The following is a 22,393-nucleotide window of genomic DNA, read 5'->3' on the forward strand; positions in this document are numbered from 1 at the left end:
TACGCACTTGATTTCACTTTTTATTAATTGTAAAAAATAAAGGATACAATCAATGAATTTACATGAGTATCAAGCAAAAGAGCTATTAAAAAGCTACGGTTTGCCAATTCAAGAAGGCATTATCGCTCATAACGGCGAAGAAGCTGCTGCAGCTTTTGATAAAACTCCAACTGACATTGCGGTAATTAAAGCGCAAGTACATGCTGGTGGTCGCGGTAAAGCTGGTGGTGTAAAGCTAGTTAAAACTCGTGAAGAAGCTAAGCAAGTTGCTGAAGAGCTGATCGGTACTAACCTAGTAACGTTCCAGACTGATGCTGATGGCCAGCCAGTAAACTTCGTATTAGTTGCAGAAGATATGTATCCAGTACAAACTGAGCTATATCTTGGCGCAGTCGTTGATCGTGCAACTCGTCGTGTAACTTTCATGGCATCTACCGAAGGTGGTGTAGATATCGAAGAAGTAGCACACAGCACTCCAGAAAAAATCTTCAAAGTAAATGTTGATCCTTTAGTTGGCTTGATGCCTTTCCAAGCGCGCGACGTTGCGTTCAAACTTGGTCTAGAAGGCAAGCAAATCAATCAATTCGTTAAATTGATGACTGGCGCTTATAAGGCATTCGTTGAAAACGACTTTGCTCTAATGGAAATTAACCCATTAGCTGTTCGTGAAAATGGCGAAATCGTTTGTGTTGATGGCAAAATCGGTATCGACTCAAACGCACTATATCGTCTGCCAAAAATCGCAGCACTACAAGACAAGACTCAAGAAAATGAGCGTGAGCTTAAAGCAGCTGAATTTGACCTAAACTATGTTGCTCTAGAAGGTAACATCGGTTGTATGGTTAACGGTGCTGGTCTTGCTATGGCGACCATGGATATCATCAAACTGTATGGCGGCAAGCCTGCTAACTTCTTGGACGTTGGCGGCGGCGCAACTAAAGATCGCGTTGTTGAAGCGTTCAAAATTATCCTAGAAGACAGCAGTGTTGAAGGCGTTCTAATCAACATCTTCGGCGGTATCGTACGTTGTGACATGATTGCAGAAGCTATTATCGCTGCTATCAAAGAAGTTGACGTACAAGTACCAGTTGTTGTTCGTTTAGAAGGTAACAACGCTGAGCTAGGCGCACAAATCCTAGAAGAGTCTGGTCTGAAATTGATTTCAGCTCAAGGTTTATCTGACGCGGCTCAAAAAATTGTCGATGCTGTTAAAGCGTAAGTCTTTAAACATAAGTGTTTAGAGATAAACGCTTAGGCATAGTAGTCAAATCGTAATAGCGGTTTTTATAATAAAAATTGGTTATCAAAATTAGATAATGATAGTTATAAAGGCCACTGTTACAAGACAACCGAATACAAGGAAAATATAATGAGTGTATTAATCGATAAAGATACCAAAGTATTGGTACAAGGTTTTACTGGTAAAAATGGTACGTTCCATTCTGAACAAGCCATCGAATATGGTACAAAAGTAGTTGGCGGCGTAACGCCAGGCAAAGGCGGTCAAACGCACCTAGGCCTACCAGTATTTAACACTATGGCGGAAGCCATGGAAGCGACTCAAGCTGACGCTTCTGTTATCTACGTACCAGCACCATTTGTACTAGACTCTATCGTTGAAGCAATCGATGCTGGCGTTAAGTTGATCGTTGTGATCACTGAAGGCGTACCGACTATCGATATGCTAAAAGCAAAACGCTATCTTGAAGAAGCTGGCGACGTACGTTTGGTTGGTCCTAACTGCCCAGGCGTTATCACTCCAGGTCAGTGCAAAATCGGCATCATGCCAGGCCATATCCATCAGCCAGGTAAAGTGGGTATCATCTCACGCTCTGGTACGTTGACTTATGAAGCCGTAGCTCAGACTACTAAGCTTGGTTTTGGTCAGTCAACTTGTATCGGTATCGGTGGTGATCCTATCCCTGGTATGAACCAGATTGACGCATTGAAACTGTTCGAAGCTGATCCACAGACTGAAGCTATCATCCTAATCGGTGAGATCGGTGGTACTGCTGAAGAAGAAGCTGCTGCTTATATCAAAGACCATGTAACTAAGCCAGTTGTTGGTTATATCGCTGGTGTTACTGCTCCAGAAGGTAAGCGTATGGGCCATGCTGGCGCTATCATCTCTGGTGGTCAAGGTACTGCTGAAGAGAAGTTTAAGGCGTTTGAAGATGCTGGTATCGCGTATACACGTGACCCATCTAAACTTGGCGATAAGCTAAAAGAAGTTACTGGTTGGTAAAATAGGCATTAGTCTACTAACTACTAAAACTCTATTGAATTACTGCTAAGACACCCCTACAATGGGGTGTCTTTTTTTTTGCCTGAAAATTTTATGAAAAATAAAATATTAGTTACTGGCGGTGCTGGATATATCGGTTCCCATACTTGCATAGCATTGCATGAAGCAGGCTATAATATTGTTGTATACGATAACTTATCCAATAGTAGCCGTGAAGCGATCAATCGCGTCTCTATGCTTATTGGACAGCCTGTTGAGTTTATCAAAGGCGATATACGAGATGCTGAATCACTCAAAAAATTATTTTCTGCACATCATTTTTTTGGCGTCATTCATTTCGCTGGGTTAAAAGCAGTGGGAGAATCAGTCGCCAAGCCATTGTTATACTATAATAACAATGTCAGCGGTACCATTACATTACTAGAAACCATGGCAGAGTATGACGTTAGGAATCTGGTATTTTCATCATCTGCCACTGTCTATGGCGACCCTGAAAACCTACCTATAAATGAGAGCTCAAAGCGCTCTTGTACCAACCCTTATGGACAAAGTAAGCTTGCTGTTGAAAATATCTTAGAAGACCTAGCCGTATCCGATAGCAGTTGGAATTTGATCCCTCTTAGGTATTTTAATCCAGTAGGGGCCCATCCATCAGGAGAAATTGGGGAAGACCCAAATGACATTCCTAACAACTTGATGCCTTATATTTCTCAAGTGGCCGTCGGTAAGCTCGAAAAGCTCAGTATTTTTGGTAATGACTATCCTACTGTCGATGGAACAGGTGTCCGTGACTTTATTCATGTTACTGATTTGGCTCAAGGTCACGTTTCTGCACTAAATTATCTAGATAAACAAGCCAGTCTAAATGAAGATGGCACGACGCAAAACTCAGTAGGCTTTTTACCTATTAACTTAGGTACTGGCAAAGGTACGTCTGTATTAGAATTGGTATCTGCATTTTCTAATGTATCTGGACAGGCTATTCCTTATCAGTTTACAGATCGTCGGGCAGGTGATATTGCCAGTTGTTATGCCAGTGCTAATAAAGCGAAAAAGTTGTTAGGGTGGCAAGCTGAACTATCGATTGCTGATATGTGTCAAGATACATGGCGTTGGCAGAGCATGAACCCGAATGGATACAATGTATCTTGATACTTGTTAAGCTATCATCGTTTATCTACTACCTTATTCTCACTTAACTTTTGAAACAGTCTTATTTATATGAAAAAAATCACTCACGCTGTTATTCCTGTCGCAGGCTTTGGTACCCGTATGTTGCCATTGTCGAAATCTGTACCGAAAGAGTTGTTACCGCTTGGCAATCGTCCTGCTATTCATTACGTGGTTGAAGAGGCTGTCGCTGCTGGTATCAAGCATATTGTCTTGGTCGGTCATGCGCAAAAGAGCGCGATTGAAAACTACTTTGATATCAATGCCGAGTTGGATAATCAGTTACGTCACAAGGGCAAAGATGAGCTGGCTGATAGCTTAAACTGGTTGCCAGAAGACGTAACTGTATCGATGATACGCCAAGGTAAGGCGTTAGGCTTGGGTCATGCGGTATTGGCAGCGCGCCCAATCATCGGTGAGCATGACTTTGCCGTATTATTGCCTGATGTCGTGCTTGATCCGTTTACCACTGATATGTCAGCTGATAATTTGGCCTTTATGCTAGATGCCTTTTCTACAGATGGTCACTCACAGATATTAGTTGATCAAGTAGCGGATGAAGATGTACATAAATATGGTATTGCTCAACTCAATGAAGAGTTTGGTAAGTTGAATGATATCGGTGATAAGACAGATGCTAATGCTAGCTTTAAAGTAGCTGGTTTTGTCGAAAAGCCCAACTTAGCCGCTGCTCCTTCCAATCTGGCTGTGGTAGGGCGCTATGTATTCAGCAATAAGATATTTGATTACCTGTCCAATACTAAAGCTTCAGTCGGTGGTGAAATTCAGCTGACAGATGCGATTGACTCGCTCATTAGTGAATATGGTGTCCATGTCACAACTATGCGTGGTGATAGCTACGATGCAGGCGATATGCGTTCGTATATGCAGGCATTCATCTATTTTGCTGAGCAGCAACTAGCAGATGATGAGTAACTGATGAAAGAAATAAAGGGCGACAAAACATATAGTAGTGCTCGACATTCTAAATACTGGCAGCAACTACAAGCGCTTGCAAAGCATCCATGGTCGCTTGCACAATTATTTGCGCAAGATGATAAGCGTGCCAAGCATTTTAGCGTGCAGGCTGGTGCGCTGTATATGGACTTTAGTAAGCAGCGTATCGATCAGACAGTATTGTCTAACTTACTGAGTTTGGCTGATAGTTGTGAGCTGGATGCTCGTATTGATTCGTTATTACAAGGGGCGATGGTAAATACCAGCGAGCAGCGTGCTGCATTGCACACAGCGTTACGATTGCCAGAGACAGCGACATTACAAGTCGATGGACAAAATGTCGTCACTGATGTACATCATAGTTTGTCACAAGTAGCACGCCTCTCAGAGCGCGTGCGCAATGGCACGTGGCGCGGGTTTTCTGGCAAGGCAATTACAGATGTTGTCAATATTGGGGTTGGCGGCTCTGATTTAGGACCGCTGATGGCAACTACAGCGCTTGATGAATGGGCAGATACCAGTATTAAGGTGCATTTTGTCTCCAATATGGACGGTACGCAGCTTGATAATTTGCTCAAGCATTTAAATCCTGAAACCACACTATTTATTATCTCTTCCAAATCCTTTGGTACGGTTGATACTTTATCAAATGCTAAGACAGCATTATCTTGGCTACTTGCGACGGCAAAACTCCGTGCAGGCACAGAAGATAGTGTATTGCGTCGACACTTTATCGGCATTTCAGCCAATAGTGAAAAAATGAGTGCTTGGGGAATTCATCCTGAGCATCAGTTGCAGCTTTGGGAATGGGTCGGCGGGCGCTTTTCTTTATGGTCGGCGATAGGCCTTGCCATTGCTATTCGTATTGGTATGAATGGCTTTAAAGCTTTATTAAGCGGTGCTCATAGTATGGATGAGCATTTTGCACAAGCTGACTTTGCCGACAATTTACCCGTACTGTTAGGCTTGCTAGCTGTTTGGAACAGTACTTTTTTAAAAGTAAATGCGCACACTGTATTGCCTTATGATGGCCGATTGGGATATTTACCCAGCTATTTAACCCAGCTAGAGATGGAGAGTAACGGTAAGTCTGTTACTCGGAACGGGGATCATATTGACTATGATACGTGTCCAATTCTATGGGGTGAAATTGGCTCAAATGCACAGCATGCATTCTATCAGCTGCTACATCAAGGCACGCAGCAGGTCTCCTGTGACTTTATCGCTTGCGTACGTCGCTACGGTGATGAGGCGCCAAACTCCTCATTGCAGCAACAGCACGAGTTGTCTTTAGCAAATTGTTTGGCGCAAAGTCGAGTATTGGCATTTGGTAATGCTGCTGTAACAGATCTGGTCGATCCACAGACAGTGTCCGAAGCAGACAAGTATAAGTACTACCGTGGGAATCAACCGTCAACCACATTACTGATTGATGAGCTGACGCCGCATAGCTTAGGCGCATTGATAGCGCTCTACGAGCATAAGGTCTATGTCATGGCCAGTATCTGGGATATCAATCCGTTTGATCAATGGGGCGTCGAGATGGGTAAGCAAATGGCAGACTCCGTACACCATGCTATGCAGCACGTGCAGCAAGATTCTCAAGGTCTATTCGATACATCTACTGACCAATTACTAAAGCGTATCAAACAGCTGTCCTAGCGATAGTGGTGTGTCAATAATATAGGAAAGCACGCTCATGGAAACGGTTTTAGATGGTAGCCATATGAATAAATACAATAATGAATCTGAACCAAACCAATTAACTGATTCCACAGTTTGTGTGCTTATTGGTCACAGCATAGAGGCAATTACCAGTGCAGTGGTGCTAGCAAGTCTCGGTCAGCGTGTGCATCTCTACGCAGACAAGACACTACTGACGCAGCAGATACAGCAATATAGTTTTGAGCATCATCTGCAAGCGCTATGGCAAATGTATGAGCAGCAGCAGGTTATTACTAGTAAGGAATTACCAGCTAGTGCCGATATGCTAATAAAAGGTTATGAAGCAGTAGGCCATGACAAAACTGATGCTCAAAGTACGGTAACACTTTATTGGTTGTTTTTAGACAGTGTCAAGCTGGCATGGACAGAAGACAGTTGGATTACCGCATTTAATCACAGCTATCAGCAGGCGCTACCTGTGATTATGAGCGGCATTGAGCAATTAGGCCATGTAGCCGATTTGGCTCAGCGTTTACAACGTGCTTGGGTCTATTATGTGCCATTTGTATTCTTACAGGACGGCGATGCGTATAGCTCGATGTTGAATCCTTCGTTATGGCTACTAGGTGAAAAGACAGCTAGTAGCAGCCAGCACTTGAATGTGTTGAAGCCTTTAATGCAGCACGCACGAGCTACTCATCATGCTGATATCGCAACGATAGAGTTTGCCCGTAGCAGCATCATGGCGATGCTAGCGACTAGAGTAAGCTTTATGAATGAGATGTCACGTTTGGCTGATAGTCAAAATGTCGATATCAGTCAAGTCAGTCGCATTATGGGATTGGATGAGCGGGTAGGCAGCAGTTATTTAAAAGCAGGGTGGGGATTCGGTGGTAATACTTTGCCTACCGAGCTGGCTAAATTGCAACAATCAAGCCGTACACACAGTTTGGATATGCCTTTATTGCAATCTATTATGCATATCAATGAAGACCAAAAAGAGCTGATATTCCGTAAATTTTGGCAATATTTTGATGGGTTCATTGACAATAAAACCGTGATGATTTGGGGTGGTAGTTATAAATCAGGCTCAGGACGTACCGCTGGTTCAGCTATCCATCCGTTGTTAGCATTACTATGGTCTTATAATATTCGCACACTGGTTTATAGTGACAAGGCACAGCACGAGCTTGCCGAGCCTTATCAGCAACAACCTTTGCTTGAGCTGATTGCTAGTCCTTATCAACAGCTTTGCGATACCCATGCTATTTTTATTGTTAGTTGGTCACCACGAGATCAATTAGATATTGGCAAAATCAATCAACAAGCTATGCCTGTATTTGATGCGCAAAATGCCCTGACACGCTCGCAAATTAATAGCTTAGTAGGTGACTATATGGGTATTGGCCGAACTAAATAGTTTGGTTTGAGGTTTTCTTTGTATAGAAAAAAGGCTCGCTAATACTCATTAGCGAGCCTTTTTTTTGACTTATCATCAGAACTGTTTTACTGGGTTAATGACTTTATGCTGGTACGGCACCTTGCGTTGCTAGCCATTGCTGAATGTCTTGAGTTTTAGCAGCCAGTAATGGTTGATCACCGCGACTTTCGATATTCAATCTGATAAGCGGCTCGGTATTCGATGCTCGCAGATTGAAGCGCCAGTCACCAAAATTCAGACTGAGACCATCGAGTGTCGATTTATTTGGATTCTGTGAACTAAACTTCTCTTCAATAGCATCGATGATAGCTGGTGCGTCATAGGTTGTAAGACGGAAGTTTAGCTCACCTGAGCTAGGATAGGCAGCAATATAGCCTGTGACCAATTCGGATAGTGTTTTACCGGTGATAGACAACAGCTCAATGGTCAATAACCATGGAATCATGCCACTGTCGCAATAGAAGAAGTCGCGGAAATAGTGATGGGCAGACATTTCACCGCCATAGACAGCACCTGAGTTACGCATGACTTGCTTGATAAATGAGTGTCCAGATTTACTAATGACAGCCTTACCGTTGTGTTCCTCTATCACTGCCTCGGTATTATAAATCACTCGTGGATCATAGACGATTGATTCACTCGGGTATTTATTTAAAAATGCTTGAGCGAGCATACCGACGATATAGCTGCCATCAATAAATTCGCCACGTTCATCGAATAAAAAGCAGCGATCAAAGTCACCATCAAAAGCAATGCCAAGATCAGCGTTATTTTCCAAAACGGCTTGCTGGGTAGCCACTCTATTGGCTTCGATCATAGGGTTGGGGATGCCGTTAGGGAAGCTACCATCTGGTGTATGATGCAATTTAATCACTTCAATCGGTGCATCTGCTTGTGCTAATTTATCAACTAATAAATCGACCACAGGACCTGCACTACCATTGCCTGAATTAACGACCAGTTTAAGTGGTTTTAGTTTATCAGTATCGATAAAAGTCATGACATGATCGATGTACGCGCTTTTATCCGTCAATAACTGTAATTTGCCTGATTGATTATCCGTAGTGAACTGCCCAGATTCTGCAAGTGCTTGAATCTCTGCCAAACCATCATCAGCGCTGATTGGTTTTGAATGTTCTTTAACCAGTTTTAGGCCATTATAATTGATAGGGTTATGACTGGCAGTCACTTCGATACCACCTAACGCCTGATAGTGACTGGTGGCAAAATATACTTCTTCGGTACCACTCATGCCCAAATCAATCACATCAACGCCAGCATCCATCATACCAGTGATAGCGGCTTGTTTTAATTGCTCACTAGAGTGGCGAATATCACTACCAATGACGATAGCTGGTTTTAGATCTACTATATTATCGGCTTGGGTTTGAGCCGCTGCCCGATAACGTCGATATAAAATCTGTGCAAACGCGCGCCCGATACGGTAGGCAATATCTTCATCGAGATTGACCCCAAGCTCACCCCGAATGTCATAGGCTTTAAATGAGCTGATAGTAAGAGGGTCGAATTTCGCGGCTGGTTGATAGTTGGTGGTCGCAGAAGTGGACATAATGATAAAGTTCCTCGCGCATGAGCAGTGGTAAAATGAAGTCGTCAGTAGCACAATTATAAGCCAAGCTGTGTTCAATGATACACTAACTATGAGACGAATCAGCAAACAACACATAAAACGATAAGAGCCGCCATTATGAGTATTTTAGACAATAAAGTTAACGTGCCTGTACCAGTACAAGGAACACCAGAAGCCACTGGCCAGCTTGATGATTTGTTAGCGTTGATGGCACGACTAAGGGCAGACTGTCCGTGGGACAAAAAGCAAACCAACCATAGCCTTATTCCGTATGCCATCGAAGAGGCTTATGAGCTAGGCGAAGCGGTACAAAGCGATGATGATGAAGATATCAAAGGTGAGCTTGGCGATGTGCTGCTGCAAGTGGTGTTTCATTGTCAGATGTATGCGGAGCAAGGGCGCTTTGATATGAGTGATGTTATTACAACCTTACAAGAGAAGTTAGTTCGCCGTCATCCACATGTGTTTGAAGCCGAAACGCTCAAAGACGATGCGGCAGTAAAAATACGCTGGGACGAAATCAAGCTCGAGGAGCAGCAGGCACGCGAAGCACGTGGTAAATCAAAACGTCGCTTAGATCAGGTTAAGGCGGGTAGCGCATTGATGCAGGCGCAAGATGTACAAAAGCAAGCGTCAAAGTTGGGTTTTGATTGGGAAGGTATTACAGGTGCTGTAGATAAGTTAGACGAAGAGATTGCTGAGCTAAAAAATGAGTTGATGGATAAATCTAACGAAGCTGCTAAATACGACATGAGCAAAGCTAACATCAGAGAGGTTGAAAAAGAATTAGGTGACTGTATGTTTGCACTGGTGAATGTAGCACGTAAACTAAACCTCGATGCAGAAGCGGCTACCTTAACCTGCGTGCATAAATTTAAGTCACGCTTTGGTTATATTGAGGAGCAGCTAGAACTCGCTGGCAAGCGTATCGAAGACAGCGATATAACAGAAATGGATGCACTGTGGGAAGCGGCGAAACAACATGAACGCTCATCCTAAAGACTCGTTTGCTAGCCTAGCCAAAACTGCTATTTTAGGTTGTGTTTTGGCTATTCTGATGCTTGATAATACTAATGCTGCGCCCTGTTTTGATAATCCTCAAAGCGCTTATGAGTACCTGTTGTCACTAGAAAATGCCAAAACTCAAGCACGTGAGCAATATATTGTGAATATCAATCGAGCAAACGAAGGCGAGCTGGTTTCGTTAGATGGTATCGGTAGCAGCAAAGCGCAGGCGATAATTTTATATCGTGACATGTTTGGTGATTTTAAGACAGTGGACGAGTTAGCAAGGGTGAAAGGTATCGGTGCAAAAACGGTAGAGAAAAACCAAAGACGTTTAAGCGTGCGCGATTAATGACGGTGTTTTGCATTAATTAACCCCAATATTGACAAAATAGCATGTAAGTAAATGTCATAACACCCCCAGTAGGTCCAAAATTTGTTAAACTAGCGGGTACATCCGCCTGATAAACGCTGTGTTATTCAGGGGTAGTTAAAGAATACCGGCGAGGAGTAGATGCATGGCCGAGCGTGCCGCCAAGCAGTTAGAACTGAACAAATCTGAATTACCCAATTCCATTACTGAAGTGATTGCCACATTGACCCGTGCTGGGTTTGATGCGTATATCGTTGGTGGTGGTGTGCGCGATACTTTATTAGGTCTGCGCCCGAAAGACTTTGATGCCGTCACCGATGCCAAGCCACATGAGATTAAAGATGTCTTTGGTAAGCGCTGCCGCATTATCGGTCGCCGCTTCCAGTTAGCGCATGTGTATTCAGGTCGCGAGTTGATTGAAGTTGCTACTTTCCGTGGTCCACCAACCAGTGATGCTAATACCAATCAAGATGGTATGATTCTGCGCGACAATGTTTGGGGCGATATCCAACAAGATTTCTCCCGTCGCGACTTCTCTATTAATGCGCTTTATTATCAACCGCTCAAAGGCATCGTTCATGATTTCTGTGGCGCGCTTGATGATATTGATAACAGAATCATTCGTCTATTGGGCAATGCGCCAGTACGTATCGAAGAAGATCCTGTGCGCTTGTTACGTGCCTTACGTTTCAAAGCCAAGTTGGGTTTTGAGTTTGATGAAGCGTTGTCTGCTCAATTTAATGATGGGAACTGGGCGCTGCTTGAGCAAATATCACCGCATCGTCTCTATGATGAAACGCAAAAGATGTTTACCGGTGGCTATCTAGTACCCCTATTGCCATTATTGTTTGAATCAGGTGCGATTGATAGTCTCATTATCTATCCACCGTCTGAGCCAAGTGCTTTAGTCAATCAGGTAGCTATCAACACCGATAAGCGTATTGCAGCGGGCAAGAGTATCAACCCTGCGTTCTTCTATGCTGCCTTACTGTGGGAAAATTACCTGCATCAATTGGCAAAAGCCAAGAAGCGTAATATGCCGTTTGCCGAAGCGCAAATGCATGCGGCTGGTAAAGTCATTGACCGTCAGCGTATCAAAACCGCTATTCCGAAATTTGCTGAGCAATTTATCCGTGATATCTGGATATTGCAGCCGAAACTTGCAGCCCCGCGTAGCAAACAAATCGTTCAGCTATCAGAGCATCCGCGTTTCCGTGCGGGCTTTGACTTTTTGTTATTGCGTGAGCAATGCGGTGATGCTGAGCATCCGCTATCAGAGTCAACCAACGATATGGGTGACTGGTGGCAGACGTATCAAACCTTGTCTGAACAAGAGCAGCAGCAGGCGATTGATGAATTTGACGAAAACATTCGCCGAGGTGCTTATAAAAAAGGGCAACGTGGTCGCGGACGTAATCGTCAAGAATCAAAAACACAGACTACTGATAATGCAACACCTAATCAGAACAGTACAAAGCAAAATAAAGCCGATGACCGTGCTGAAAAAGGTAGAAATGATCAAACAATGGTAAATGATTCGTCAAATATTCCAGCCCGTCGCCGCCGCGCTGCCAGCCAATCTAAAGCTGGTCGCAATGATAGTGGCAGACATAACGTGCAGCAAGTAGAGCAAGACAATAACGAGCTTGCTCAGTTGCAGCAATTGTCTCTTGCTAGTAATAAACAATCGGCAAGTCAACAGGCAAAGCCTAAGCCATTATTTGTTATCGAGCACGAGAACGTTGTGCCACCTTTACAGAAGCAACTGTCAGCTGATAATACGTCGAAACGTAGTAAAGCACCTGTGCGAAAGCCAGCATCAACCAATCAAGATGCAACAAGGCAAGCGGTTAAAGCCGAGCGCGTAAATAGTAGCACTCAGCCGTCTAATACTGACCAGCCAGAAGTTCAGGCATCAGCTAGACCAACTCGCTCGATCGCAAGATTACCTGCGCTAGTCAGTATGAATAATGAGCCAATCCCGCATAAGCGTCGCCGTCGTCAACCTACTGTAGACAGTACGAGCAATATCGAAGTACAAGGCAATAGCGATGCGAAGGACAGTAACAATCGAGCACAGCCAAAGGCAAAGTATGCGAAAAAAGCGCCTAAGCCTGCAGTTGAGTCCACTGCTAAAAGCGATACTAAAAATGTAAAGGAAGTAAGTAGCAAGGCAGTAGATAGCAAAGACGCTACAAAAACTGCTGCACCTGCGAGAGCCAAGAAGTCGGTGAAAGCAACTACTGCAAAGGCTGCTAAAGCGAAGCAAGATACGAATGATCAGATGCCTGCTATAAAAGTAACTGATAACAAAGGCCCTGTACCATCGAAGCGCCGCCGCCGTCAGCCTAGTACTGAAAGCGCATAATATGAATAACAGTACAGATAATAGTAACTGGGTTACCTGTTATGTGGGCTTGGGTAGCAACCTCGCTAATGAGCTAGGTTCGCCTGCCGATCATTTGCAGCAGGCACTTGCAGTAATGCGAGCACATGAGCAGGTACGTGAAGTAAGTGTATCTTCTTTTTATGCTTCAGCACCGATGGGTCCGCAAGATCAGCCAGATTTTGTTAATGCAGTAGCTGGTTTTGAAACGACACTTACCCCTTATGAGCTGCTTGCTTTTTGTCAGCAGTTAGAGAGCATGGCCAAGCGGGCACGTTTGCGTCGTTGGGGTGAACGTAGTCTAGATGTTGATATTTTGCTATACGGCGAGACGCAGATTACTGATCCAACACTGACAATACCGCACGCTGGTTTAAGTGAGCGCAATTTTGTCTTAATACCACTGCGAGAGTTGGCACCACACTTAACCATCGCGGGTAAGTCTATAGGTGACTATTCCCAAAGTCGCGATTGGACAGGTTTAACATTACTATCAAGCGATTGATTATAAGTAATTGATGCTAAGTGATAGACATTAAATGTTTGAAAGATTCGTCTAACGTATTTCAAGCATAGCTCTTATAGTAGCAATATGATAATCAAAGGCATTGCAAATTAATTGAGGGTCATATGACGACATTATCTACTCTAAATAAGTTTAAAAAAGAAGGTACCAAGTTCACTTGCTTGACCTGCTATGACTCGATGTTTGCACGAATGATGGAAAAAGCCGAAATTGACACGATTCTAATTGGGGATAGCTTGGGCATGGTTGTACAAGGTCATGATTCAACATTACCTGTGACAGTCAATGATATGGCTTATCACACTGCCAATATTGCCCGTAGCAACAAACACGCGCTGATATTGGCTGACCTGCCGTTTATGAGTTATGTGACATTGCTGGAAGCCGTCGCTAATAGTCGCACGCTAATGCAAGCAGGGGCGCATGTGATAAAAATCGAAGGTGGTAGCGAGCTGTGTGAATTGGTAACGACCTTGGCACAAGCAGGCACACCAACTTGTGTACATCTTGGTTTGACCCCGCAGTCTGTGAACGTATTTGGTGGCTATAAAATTCAAGGCCGCGGTGATGAGGCGGCTAATAAACTGCTTGCCGATGCCAAAGCAGTCGTCGATGCTGGTGCTGCATTACTAGTACTAGAATGTGTTCCAGCCGCGCTTGCAAAAGCCGTTACTGAAGCTGTTGCCGTGCCAGTTATTGGTATTGGTGCTGGAGCCGATACTGATGGTCAGGTATTGGTTATGCATGACATGCTAGGTATGGCGCATGGTCGAGTGCCACGTTTTGTCTATGACTTCTTAACCGATGAGCGCAATAGCGCACACAGTATCGAAGGTGCTTTTGCGCTCTATCAGCAGTCAGTACGCGAAGGTAGTTTCCCGACTGAGCAGCACCAATTTAGCTGATTTTGAAGTTATTAAAGTTATTGAACAACAGAACGTGTGAATAGAAGAAAAGTAATCATGTCTCCAATTATTTATCATGATATCTCGTCACTACATGAAGCGCTGCAGTCTTATCGTGGTCAGCAACGTGACAAACAAGACCGTCAGCAGCGCATTGCGCTAGTACCAACGATGGGTAATCTGCATGACGGTCATCTTGAGCTGGTAAAAATTGCCAAGCAGCATGCAGATGTAGTGGTGGTCAGTATTTTCGTTAACCCTACTCAGTTTGGCGTTGGGGAAGATTTTGACAGTTATCCCCGTACGCTAGATGCAGATGTGGCAAAGCTTGCGACAGTGAATGCAGATTATGTGTTTGCACCTAGCATTGATGCAATGTATCCAGTATTACCACCACCTACTGCTGTGTTGGCTGGTGCTATTGCCAATCAGTTATGTGGTCAATCACGTCCTGGACACTTTGATGGTGTTGGTATTGTGGTGTCTAAACTGTTCAACATTGTGCAACCAGATGTGGCAGTATTTGGACAAAAAGACTATCAGCAGCTTGCTATCATTAAGCAGTTGGTACGTGACTTGAGTTATCCTATCAATATCATTGGTGCGCCTATTGTTCGTGCTGATGATGGCTTAGCGCTATCATCGCGCAATCAATACTTAAGTGCAAATGAGCGTCAAGCTGCCCCTGTATTACATCAAGCATTGCAAGAATTAGCGCAGAGTTTGAAAAGTACGGCTCTTAGTCAGCAAGCATTTGATAAGCTATTAGTAGAGACGCGGACACGTATTAGTGACGCAGGTTTTATTATTGATTATCTGGAAATCAAGACTGAGGAGTTAGGTTCTGTCGTAAGTGACTCTAAAACCTTTAATATAGAAAACAAAAACATCGTTATTTTAGTCGCAGCTTGGCTAGGAAAAGCGCGTTTGTTAGACAATCAGTTGGTAGTGGTAAATTAGCTTTTATGATATAGCAGTAGACTAGATACAATAGACTTGGATGAGTAGATCATGGGTGTAAGTCAGGATCAAAATAGTAATGCGGCAGCAACGATAGCGGATCAGACGTCTACGAATAAGCTCAGTATATTGGTGGTCTCAGGGCGTTCAGGATCTGGTAAAACCTCGGTATTGAATATCTTAGAAGATCTTGGCTATTACTCTATTGATAATCTGCCGCTGTCTTTATTACCTAATGCTGCTCATAAACTGGTTAATGAAAGTGGCATTTATCGTATTGCGCTTGGTGTCGATATTCGAACGCCACGTGCTGATTTATCTAACTTTGCAGTAACGTATGCTTCTCTCAAGGAGACTTATGGGTCTCATGCGGTACAGATTTTATATGTGACTGCACAAGAGAGTACGCTGATAGCTCGTTTCAATGCGACGCGCCGCGTACATCCGCTAATGTCACAAGATATCGATAGTGATAATGCTAAGCATATTGCCTTTAATTTACCTGCTGCTATCAAAAAAGAAGTTGAGCTATTAGAGCCAATTGCTAGTCACGCTGATATTAGGATTGATACCAGTAGCCTAAATATCCATCAGTTAAAAGACAACTTGCGTGAACACATAGGCATGGACAATCAGATTGTCATCAATCTACTGTCTTTTGGTTTTAAATACGGTAGCCCTATCGATGCTGACTTTGTATTCGATGTTAGAATTTTACCGAATCCGCATTGGAACCCTGAGTTACGTGACTCGACAGGATTGGATACCGAAGTAGGGGCATTCTTCTCAGATTATCCAGAAGTAGCAGAAATGATGGGTGATATTGATAAGTTTTTGACCCGTTGGCTACCAGAGTTTTTGCACAATAATCGTCATACGGTCACGGTTGCCATAGGCTGTACAGGCGGCAAACATCGCTCTGTTTTTATCACTGATCATCTACAACGCCGCCTTGCTGATGCCATGCCTAAAGGCGTGAAGGTATTGGCAAAACATCGCGAAAAAAGTCGTTGGTAGTGATATCAGACACTCTTTAATTTATTAATTATTATTTTGGAAAGCTTTTATGATTGACTGGAAAGAACAGGACATGCGCGTCTCGCGCACAGAACTCAAAAAAGCCCATGAGCGCTTGCAGCAATTATCTATACCGCTTGCTAGCTTATCGAAAAAACAGCTAAAAGCCTTACCTGCCAGTGATTATTTTATGGCGGAGCTAATGGCATTGGCTGATATTACCAGCGCAAATGCTCGTAATCGTCAGACCAAACGTGTCGGCAAGCTTATGATTGAAGAAAATCGTCATGAGCTGATAAAGGCACTATTTGATGCCTTTTTTCCTAAAGAGCAAGTCTCAAAAATAGAGAGCTGGTACGAGCGTCTAAATATCAATGATGAAGGTACGCTCAAGCAGTTTGTGAAGCAATATAAAGCTTCTGAGCACCACAGTATGTATCAGTTGCTGTTGTGGATAGAATATGCCAAACATATGCAAGACGATGAGTTGCTGGCAGAATCTAAAGCAGATTTAGCGAGTTATATTCGTGAAGTGGCTATTTTGTCGCAGCTAAAAAAATAACATTTATAACCAAGCTAGAAGGTTATTAATTGAAAGATTATTAGTTGACAGGTTAGTAGTTAAAAAATGAATAGCTAAAATGTTAAGATGCAAAAAAGCCAATCAATTTATGATTGGCTTTTTTGTGCATGACGTACGGATGTACTGTGCGTTATGTCTATTATTCAAGTATTTATTGCTTGAGTTATTTCTTTTCAGCACGGGCTTTGTCGACCAAGTAGTCGACGACTTTAGGTACTTTAGCACTCTCACCAGTGACTACATATTTGCCTTGCACCACCACAGCTGGTACGCCAGAAAGCTGATAACGTTTAGCGCCTTCTTGTGAGCGACCAATTTTTGTACCAACAGCGAATGAGTTATATAGGCTGTTAAATTTCTTTTCATTCACGCCTTTTGACGCGTACCATTTGCTCAATGATGATTGATCAAACAGTTTTTTACCATCTTTGTGGATAGCATCAAATAATGCAGAATGAGTTTTGTCTTCGAACCCTAAAAGCTGAGCCGCATAAAAACCGCGTGCATTGGCTTCCCAAACAGGGTTAAGTGCCGCTGGTGTTTTGAAGAATACGACATCTTTGTCTTTAGTCTTTGCCCATTTTTCCATATGCGGATCAAGCACATTACAATGTGGGCAACCATACCAAAAGAATTCACGAACAATGATAGCATCACCGCTGATTTTCTCTGGGTTGTCTAGCACACGGTAATCTTTTCCAGCGACATAGTCTGCAGCTTGTGCGCCCATAGAGGCAAGTCCAATGGCCATGGCTAGACCAGTCAGTGTGATGACACGTTTCATACTTTATCCTTGAGGTGTGGAGACTTAGAATGGGTTAAGAGGTTTGTGTCTATATGGTTGTTAAACATGTGACACTCTAAAATATATAGCTTTTAAAGCGTCTAAACCAGACAGTGTCGAGTATAATCGAACAATAACAAAGTATCGACTATGATAACGTAAAATGTATGTACTTGTGAATCGCATTCTTAACCGATAGTTGTAAAGCTGTTAGCTATTATTTAAGGTATATTGCTTGTTACTTTTTGAATCTACTGTTTCTCAAGTGTCTGCTTTATTTCTATATGGAACTTAAGAGATTCAAAAGTATCAGAATGCGATATTGTCACAAGGATACGTATCTTTTCTATATCAAGATACTGCCCAAAAAACAGGGTAAAGTTTAAGCCTATTCACAATCGCTGACGATGTGCTTACGACAAAACTGCTACTCTCATGCTAATATTAAGCACATAATCATGCACTGTAAACGATAATAACGATAGTGACAATCAAGGAACATACCATGAGCTCTGCTTTAAATTCTTCATCAACTTCAAATGATCAAAATAATAATAGCGCTTTCAATAGTACAGAGTCTACCACCATCAACGTAGATCCTAGCGAAGTCGAAAAATTTAATAACTTGGCAAGTGAGTGGTGGAGCAACACAGGGGCGTTTGCAACGCTACACGAGATCAATCCATTACGTTTAAACTGGATAGAAGAAAACGTCAAACGTGGCTATCAAAACGCTGCTAATAAAACCACTGAGCAAGGACTTTCTGGCAAAAAAGTACTCGACGTAGGGTGCGGCGGCGGAATATTGTCAGAATCTATGGCACGCCGCGGTGCTGATGTGACAGGAATTGATTTAGGTACAGAAAACTTAAAGGCTGCAGCATTACATGCGGAGCAAAGCCAGTTAGAGAACACGCTACGCTATCAGTATATACCCGTTGAAGAGTTGGCAAAAACACATGCTGGTCAGTTTGATGTAGTGACTTGTATGGAGATGCTAGAGCACGTGCCAGATCCTAGCTCGATCGTGCAGGCTTGTTATGAGTTACTGGCTCCTGGCGGTGTCTGTGTACTATCAACGATTAATCGCAATCCTAAGTCTTATCTGTTTGCCATCGTTGGTGCAGAGTATGTACTGCGGTTGCTTGATCGCGGCACCCATGACTATGCCAAATTTGTTACGCCAGCAGAATTAGACAAAATGGCACTCAATACTGGATTTGTTCGTCAGGATATTATCGGTTTGCATTATAATCCGCTGACCAAACGCTACTGGCTTGCCCAAAACGTCGATGTTAATTATATGATAGCCGTACAAAAGCCACTGGTTTAATGCTGCAAACGTCCATTTATTTGCCATACTTTCACTAAACACGTCATCAATTTCAAGAGCATTCACTATGACCCAATTTGTAAAAGCTGTTTTATTTGACCTTGATGGGACATTAATCGATACTGCTGCTGATTTTGTTCGTATCATTGGCAAAATGAGTCTCGAAAACGATTGGCAGGCACCGCCTGAAGCAGAAATCCGTGAGCAAGTCTCTGCGGGTGCTTCAGCCATGGTGCAATTGATGCTAAGACATAACGATCAACTCGAAGTCAGCGAGGAAGCGTTGCTTGAGTTTCGTCAGCAGTTCTTAGATGATTATGAAGCAGATATCTGTGTCGATAGCTGCGTGTTTCAGGCGCTTGAAGCGGTACTGACTGAACTTGAAGCAAAGGGCGTGCCATGGGGTATCGTTACCAACAAGCCACGTTATTTAGCCGAAAAGCTATTAAGTGAGATGCAACTGGATCAACGCTGTGCGGTTTTGGTCTGTCCAGATGACGTATCACGTACCAAACCAGACCCAGAGCCAATGTACATGGCGCTAGAAAAACTCGGTATTCCGCGAGGGGCTGCAGGCTGCGTACTTTATGTCGGTGACCATGTACGTGATATTGAAGCTGGCAACGCTGCTGGCATGCCAACGATTTTGGCCGCTTATGGATATATTCCACCTGAAGATCAAAAGTCTTTGAAAAAATGGGGCGCCGACTATATTACGGATACGCCTGAGCAGCTAAATAAATTGCTGCTATCGTCTGGTAAGTTTGAGTATTTATAGACTGCTATATATCACCAGATTTACAACCATAAGCACATATCCTCAACGATTTAATGATAAGTAGTGAGTAATGCCATGAGTGACAATAATAATCAACCAGTCGATCCACAAGACAATAAACAAACGGTTCAAAGTCCTATTCAGCCTTTGACTCATGATGATATTCGTAGCTTTGTACCGTCAAGTAATTGCCTAGATGGTAAGACTATTTTGGTAACAGGAGCGGGGGATGGTATTGGCCGCGTTGCGGCATTGACCTATGCGCGTTATGGGGCCACTGTTTTATTGTTAGGACGCACTAGCAGCAAGCTTGAATACGTCTACGATGAGATTGAAAGCCTTGGAGGTAAGCAGCCTGCTATGTTGCCGATGAATCTAGAAGGGGCGACTTACGCTGAAATGCAGCAGCTTGAGGGGCTAATCAATAAAGAAGTCGGCCAGTTAGACGGTATCTTGCATAATGCTGGTGTATTAGGACAACTGACGCCGCTTGAGATGTATGACGTCGATACTTTCGCCCAAGTGATGAAAGTAAATTTCACAGCGACTTTTATGCTGACTCAAGCGTTATTGCCGCTATTAAAAGATGCTGATCATGGCTCTGTTGTCTTTACCTCTAGCACTGTAGGTACACATCCTCGCGCATTTTGGGGGGCTTATGCACTCTCAAAACAAGCAGTAGAAGGTATGAGTGATATCTTTACTCAAGAGACGCAGAACACTACCAATTTACGTTTTAACTGCATTAATCCAGGTGGTACTCGTACCAATATGCGTGCGCATGCGTATCCGGGTGAAAACCCGATGAGCTTAAAAACACCTGAAGATATCATGGCAGGCTATGTCTGTCTGATGAGTGATGAAAGTATTGGCGTACGCGGTCAGGTCATTGAGCTACAACCAAAAGACTAGTAGCGAAATTTTAAGTTGAGTCAAAATAACTACGTTATTCTTTATTGATGGTTTTATATACTATTGCAGGTTGCAATTAACCATAGCTAGCCCCATCTATTTGTTATTAAAGACATTTGTATTGTCTAATTATAATGAATAAAAATAGGATAAGATTATGGCAGGTGGCTGGTCAAGAGATGGTGCTGAGCACGAACAAATGGATGCAACGGTAAATGATGCATTGGAGCGAGCGCGACGTTCGTTACCGACAGGTGTAAGTGCTGAGCTGTGTGACGAATGTGGTAAGCCTATTCCAGAGGCAAGGCGACTGGCAGTGCCCGGTATTCAGCATTGTGTTAGCTGTCAGACGGAGCTTGAGCAAGAGGCAAAAGCGGCTGAGCTGTTTAATCGTCGCGGTAGTAAAGACAGCCAATTGCGTTGAAAAAAGAAAGGGCGGACATGGCTAGATAAAATAGCAATGCCCGCCCTTTTTATGCTTATTGCTATATAACCAGTGCCATCAGTTCGCGATCGCACTCTTCCCAATCTATCAAGGCCGATGATGCTTTGGCATCATTCTCAGTTTCTGATTTTTCTGTAGCTTTATCGACAGCATTTGTATCGACAGTATTGTCTAATTGCAAAATAATTTCCAATCGACTATCCGTCTGTGGGTCGATGGTTCTGGTGGTTAGACTACCAGGGTTAAAATTGATCTGCATCCAGCCATCAGAAGTATGTACCACGCCTTTGATGCGTTGCCAGTTTGGCAAGGCTAATAACCAATTCTGTAAATCATCAGCGTTTAGTATGTAGTGTGCAGGTAGTCGCCATCCAGCCAATTGAAAATCTTGCTGCTCTTCATGGTAGCGATAGGGCAGATCACTATCAGCACTAGCCTGAGCTTCGGTCTCATCGGTAGATGAACTCGATGATGGCACAGTTGCTAAAGAGCTAGCTTGAGACTGTAAACCAATCATCGATTTTTTAGGATTAGAGATACTGACTTTTCGTTGATTCGAAATGATAGAGCTAGGCTGATTCAGTTGGTCGTTTAACGTTTTAGAGTATGCATCTGCTACAAGACCATCTGATGAATGAACGTCTGATGAATGAACGTCTGATGAGTTAGTTGTCTTAGATGTCGTTAGTCCTGATGCTGCCCAAATAATTTTTACTTGTGAATTTAGCTTGGTTATCCATTCTACCAAGACCTGTTTTTCGCTAATATCTAATTGGGTATAACGATTGATTATCAGCACATCGGCATCACGGACATGCGCTTGAAAACCATCATGATCACGATACTTAATCTGTTGCCACTGCTCGCCACTCATTACAGTTATCACAGCATTCATCTTTAGAGCAGTTTGCCAATACGGCGCACTGAGTTGTAGTATCAGCTCACGTGGATGAGCCAACCCTGTGGGCTCAATGAGTAATCGCTGTGGATGATGCTCACTGAGCAGACGACTGATTGTAATTTGTAAGGGTAGCTGACTGGTGCAGCAAATACAGCCACCACTGACCTCACGAATGGCGATATTTTTTTGCTCAAGATCATTATCTTGGGAGCTTGCTAGGAGTGCGCCATCAATACCGATACGGCCAAACTCATTGATTAAGAGAGCCCAGCGTTCATCATTCGGTTTCGAGGCCAGTAACTGATTAATTACGGTGGTTTTGCCAGCACCTAAAAACCCTGTCACTAACGTGCAGGGTATGTTTTGAAAAATAATTGGGTTTTTCACAAATAGGCTCATCATATTGGCGCGTGTTT

At 43.3% G+C, this 22,393-nt stretch carries 21 protein-coding genes; 18 read left to right on the forward strand and 3 right to left on the reverse strand.

The genetic code is table 11. From position 1 onward, the window contains the following. Positions 1-52 precede the first annotated feature (52 nt). From sucC to I3249_RS04640, 6 genes are all read left to right on the forward strand, one after another. A complete protein-coding gene (gene sucC, locus I3249_RS04615; protein ID WP_057757869.1) occupies positions 53-1,219 on the forward strand; it encodes an ADP-forming succinate--CoA ligase subunit beta in 1,167 nt (388 codons plus the stop codon). 150 nt (positions 1,220-1,369) lie between these two features. Beyond that, positions 1,370-2,245: a succinate--CoA ligase subunit alpha gene (gene sucD / locus I3249_RS04620; RefSeq protein WP_101204626.1), complete on the forward strand. Its 876-nt coding sequence runs from the start codon at positions 1,370-1,372 to the stop codon at positions 2,243-2,245. A 93-nt stretch (positions 2,246-2,338) separates the two neighbouring features. Continuing rightward, positions 2,339-3,397, forward strand: coding sequence for a UDP-glucose 4-epimerase GalE (gene galE / locus I3249_RS04625; protein WP_238068853.1), 1,059 nt, complete (start codon positions 2,339-2,341; stop codon positions 3,395-3,397). A gap of 69 nt (positions 3,398-3,466) precedes the next feature. Beyond that, complete coding sequence (locus I3249_RS04630) at positions 3,467-4,351, forward strand: UTP--glucose-1-phosphate uridylyltransferase (protein ID WP_238068854.1); 885 nt, start codon at positions 3,467-3,469, stop codon at positions 4,349-4,351. A 3-nt stretch (positions 4,352-4,354) separates the two neighbouring features. Next, positions 4,355-6,034, forward strand: coding sequence for a glucose-6-phosphate isomerase (pgi, locus tag I3249_RS04635; protein WP_238068855.1), 1,680 nt, complete (start codon positions 4,355-4,357; stop codon positions 6,032-6,034). A gap of 37 nt (positions 6,035-6,071) precedes the next feature. Next, a complete protein-coding gene (locus I3249_RS04640; protein WP_238068856.1) occupies positions 6,072-7,457 on the forward strand; it encodes a UDP-glucose/GDP-mannose dehydrogenase family protein in 1,386 nt (461 codons plus the stop codon). A gap of 103 nt (positions 7,458-7,560) precedes the next feature. Here the strand turns inward: I3249_RS04640 and I3249_RS04645 are convergent, their stop codons facing one another. Beyond that, positions 7,561-9,048, reverse strand: a complete 1,488-nt coding sequence (locus I3249_RS04645; RefSeq protein WP_238068857.1) for a phosphomannomutase CpsG — start codon at positions 9,046-9,048, stop codon at positions 7,561-7,563. 138 nt (positions 9,049-9,186) lie between these two features. Between I3249_RS04645 and mazG the strand changes: the two genes are divergently transcribed. The 8 genes from mazG (at position 9,187) to yjgA (ending at position 16,803) form a co-directional block, all read left to right on the forward strand. Continuing rightward, positions 9,187-10,068, forward strand: a complete 882-nt coding sequence (gene mazG, locus I3249_RS04650) for a nucleoside triphosphate pyrophosphohydrolase (protein ID WP_238068859.1) — start codon at positions 9,187-9,189, stop codon at positions 10,066-10,068. Beyond that, complete coding sequence (locus tag I3249_RS04655) at positions 10,052-10,426, forward strand: ComEA family DNA-binding protein (RefSeq protein WP_238068860.1); 375 nt, start codon at positions 10,052-10,054, stop codon at positions 10,424-10,426. Before mazG ends, I3249_RS04655 begins: the two co-directional genes overlap by 17 nt. Positions 10,427-10,592: 166 nt before the next feature. After that, positions 10,593-12,815: a polynucleotide adenylyltransferase PcnB gene (gene pcnB, locus I3249_RS04660; RefSeq protein WP_238068862.1), complete on the forward strand. Its 2,223-nt coding sequence runs from the start codon at positions 10,593-10,595 to the stop codon at positions 12,813-12,815. Between the two features lies 1 nt (position 12,816). After that, positions 12,817-13,338, forward strand: a complete 522-nt coding sequence (gene folK, locus I3249_RS04665; protein ID WP_238068865.1) for a 2-amino-4-hydroxy-6-hydroxymethyldihydropteridine diphosphokinase — start codon at positions 12,817-12,819, stop codon at positions 13,336-13,338. A gap of 125 nt (positions 13,339-13,463) precedes the next feature. Beyond that, on the forward strand, positions 13,464-14,264 hold the full coding sequence (gene panB / locus I3249_RS04670; RefSeq protein ID WP_238068867.1) for a 3-methyl-2-oxobutanoate hydroxymethyltransferase: 801 nt from the start codon (positions 13,464-13,466) through the stop codon (positions 14,262-14,264). A 57-nt stretch (positions 14,265-14,321) separates the two neighbouring features. Then, positions 14,322-15,224, forward strand: a complete 903-nt coding sequence (panC, locus tag I3249_RS04675) for a pantoate--beta-alanine ligase (protein ID WP_238068869.1) — start codon at positions 14,322-14,324, stop codon at positions 15,222-15,224. Between the two features lie 51 nt (positions 15,225-15,275). Next, positions 15,276-16,241 carry an RNase adapter RapZ gene (gene rapZ / locus I3249_RS04680; RefSeq protein ID WP_238068871.1) on the forward strand — a complete coding sequence of 322 codons (966 nt, stop codon included), beginning with the start codon at positions 15,276-15,278 and terminating at the stop codon, positions 16,239-16,241. A gap of 49 nt (positions 16,242-16,290) precedes the next feature. Beyond that, positions 16,291-16,803 carry a ribosome biogenesis factor YjgA gene (gene yjgA, locus I3249_RS04685; RefSeq protein WP_057757930.1) on the forward strand — a complete coding sequence of 171 codons (513 nt, stop codon included), beginning with the start codon at positions 16,291-16,293 and terminating at the stop codon, positions 16,801-16,803. A 184-nt stretch (positions 16,804-16,987) separates the two neighbouring features. On the opposite strand, the gene I3249_RS04690 is transcribed toward yjgA, so the two are convergent. Continuing rightward, positions 16,988-17,608: a thiol:disulfide interchange protein DsbA/DsbL gene (locus tag I3249_RS04690; protein ID WP_102091399.1), complete on the reverse strand. Its 621-nt coding sequence runs from the start codon at positions 17,606-17,608 to the stop codon at positions 16,988-16,990. Positions 17,609-18,113: 505 nt separating this feature from the next. Here I3249_RS04690 and ubiG point away from each other — a divergent pair. From ubiG to I3249_RS04710, 4 genes are all read left to right on the forward strand, one after another. Beyond that, on the forward strand, positions 18,114-18,941 hold the full coding sequence (gene ubiG, locus I3249_RS04695) for a bifunctional 2-polyprenyl-6-hydroxyphenol methylase/3-demethylubiquinol 3-O-methyltransferase UbiG (RefSeq protein WP_238068873.1): 828 nt from the start codon (positions 18,114-18,116) through the stop codon (positions 18,939-18,941). 67 nt (positions 18,942-19,008) lie between these two features. After that, positions 19,009-19,719, forward strand: coding sequence for an HAD-IA family hydrolase (locus tag I3249_RS04700; protein ID WP_101204604.1), 711 nt, complete (start codon positions 19,009-19,011; stop codon positions 19,717-19,719). Positions 19,720-19,794: 75 nt separating this feature from the next. Further along, the gene (locus tag I3249_RS04705) at positions 19,795-20,631 is read left to right on the forward strand and encodes a YciK family oxidoreductase (protein WP_238068875.1); all 837 of its coding nucleotides are present in this window, start codon (positions 19,795-19,797) and stop codon (positions 20,629-20,631) included. A gap of 157 nt (positions 20,632-20,788) precedes the next feature. Further along, on the forward strand, positions 20,789-21,055 hold the full coding sequence (locus I3249_RS04710; RefSeq protein WP_101204603.1) for a DksA/TraR family C4-type zinc finger protein: 267 nt from the start codon (positions 20,789-20,791) through the stop codon (positions 21,053-21,055). A 61-nt stretch (positions 21,056-21,116) separates the two neighbouring features. On the opposite strand, the gene I3249_RS04715 is transcribed toward I3249_RS04710, so the two are convergent. Continuing rightward, on the reverse strand, positions 21,117-22,364 hold the full coding sequence (locus tag I3249_RS04715; protein WP_238068877.1) for a GTP-binding protein: 1,248 nt from the start codon (positions 22,362-22,364) through the stop codon (positions 21,117-21,119). Between the last annotated feature and the right edge of the window lie 29 nt (positions 22,365-22,393).

Origin of the sequence: Psychrobacter sp. Ps1, from assembly GCF_022129425.1 — a bacterium.
GTDB lineage: Bacteria > Pseudomonadota > Gammaproteobacteria > Pseudomonadales > Moraxellaceae > Psychrobacter.

Coding starts and splice junctions, on each gene's coding strand:
- sucC (WP_057757869.1), top strand. CDS start 53: ATGAATTTACATGAGTATCAAGCAAAAGAGCTATTAAAAAGCTACGGT.
- sucD (WP_101204626.1), top strand. CDS start 1,370: ATGAGTGTATTAATCGATAAAGATACCAAAGTATTGGTACAAGGTTTT.
- galE (WP_238068853.1), top strand. CDS start 2,339: ATGAAAAATAAAATATTAGTTACTGGCGGTGCTGGATATATCGGTTCC.
- I3249_RS04630 (WP_238068854.1), top strand. CDS start 3,467: ATGAAAAAAATCACTCACGCTGTTATTCCTGTCGCAGGCTTTGGTACC.
- pgi (WP_238068855.1), top strand. CDS start 4,355: ATGAAAGAAATAAAGGGCGACAAAACATATAGTAGTGCTCGACATTCT.
- I3249_RS04640 (WP_238068856.1), top strand. CDS start 6,072: ATGGAAACGGTTTTAGATGGTAGCCATATGAATAAATACAATAATGAA.
- I3249_RS04645 (WP_238068857.1), bottom strand. CDS start 9,048: ATGTCCACTTCTGCGACCACCAACTATCAACCAGCCGCGAAATTCGAC.
- mazG (WP_238068859.1), top strand. CDS start 9,187: ATGAGTATTTTAGACAATAAAGTTAACGTGCCTGTACCAGTACAAGGA.
- I3249_RS04655 (WP_238068860.1), top strand. CDS start 10,052: ATGAACGCTCATCCTAAAGACTCGTTTGCTAGCCTAGCCAAAACTGCT.
- pcnB (WP_238068862.1), top strand. CDS start 10,593: ATGGCCGAGCGTGCCGCCAAGCAGTTAGAACTGAACAAATCTGAATTA.
- folK (WP_238068865.1), top strand. CDS start 12,817: ATGAATAACAGTACAGATAATAGTAACTGGGTTACCTGTTATGTGGGC.
- panB (WP_238068867.1), top strand. CDS start 13,464: ATGACGACATTATCTACTCTAAATAAGTTTAAAAAAGAAGGTACCAAG.
- panC (WP_238068869.1), top strand. CDS start 14,322: ATGTCTCCAATTATTTATCATGATATCTCGTCACTACATGAAGCGCTG.
- rapZ (WP_238068871.1), top strand. CDS start 15,276: ATGGGTGTAAGTCAGGATCAAAATAGTAATGCGGCAGCAACGATAGCG.
- yjgA (WP_057757930.1), top strand. CDS start 16,291: ATGATTGACTGGAAAGAACAGGACATGCGCGTCTCGCGCACAGAACTC.
- I3249_RS04690 (WP_102091399.1), bottom strand. CDS start 17,608: ATGAAACGTGTCATCACACTGACTGGTCTAGCCATGGCCATTGGACTT.
- ubiG (WP_238068873.1), top strand. CDS start 18,114: ATGAGCTCTGCTTTAAATTCTTCATCAACTTCAAATGATCAAAATAAT.
- I3249_RS04700 (WP_101204604.1), top strand. CDS start 19,009: ATGACCCAATTTGTAAAAGCTGTTTTATTTGACCTTGATGGGACATTA.
- I3249_RS04705 (WP_238068875.1), top strand. CDS start 19,795: ATGAGTGACAATAATAATCAACCAGTCGATCCACAAGACAATAAACAA.
- I3249_RS04710 (WP_101204603.1), top strand. CDS start 20,789: ATGGCAGGTGGCTGGTCAAGAGATGGTGCTGAGCACGAACAAATGGAT.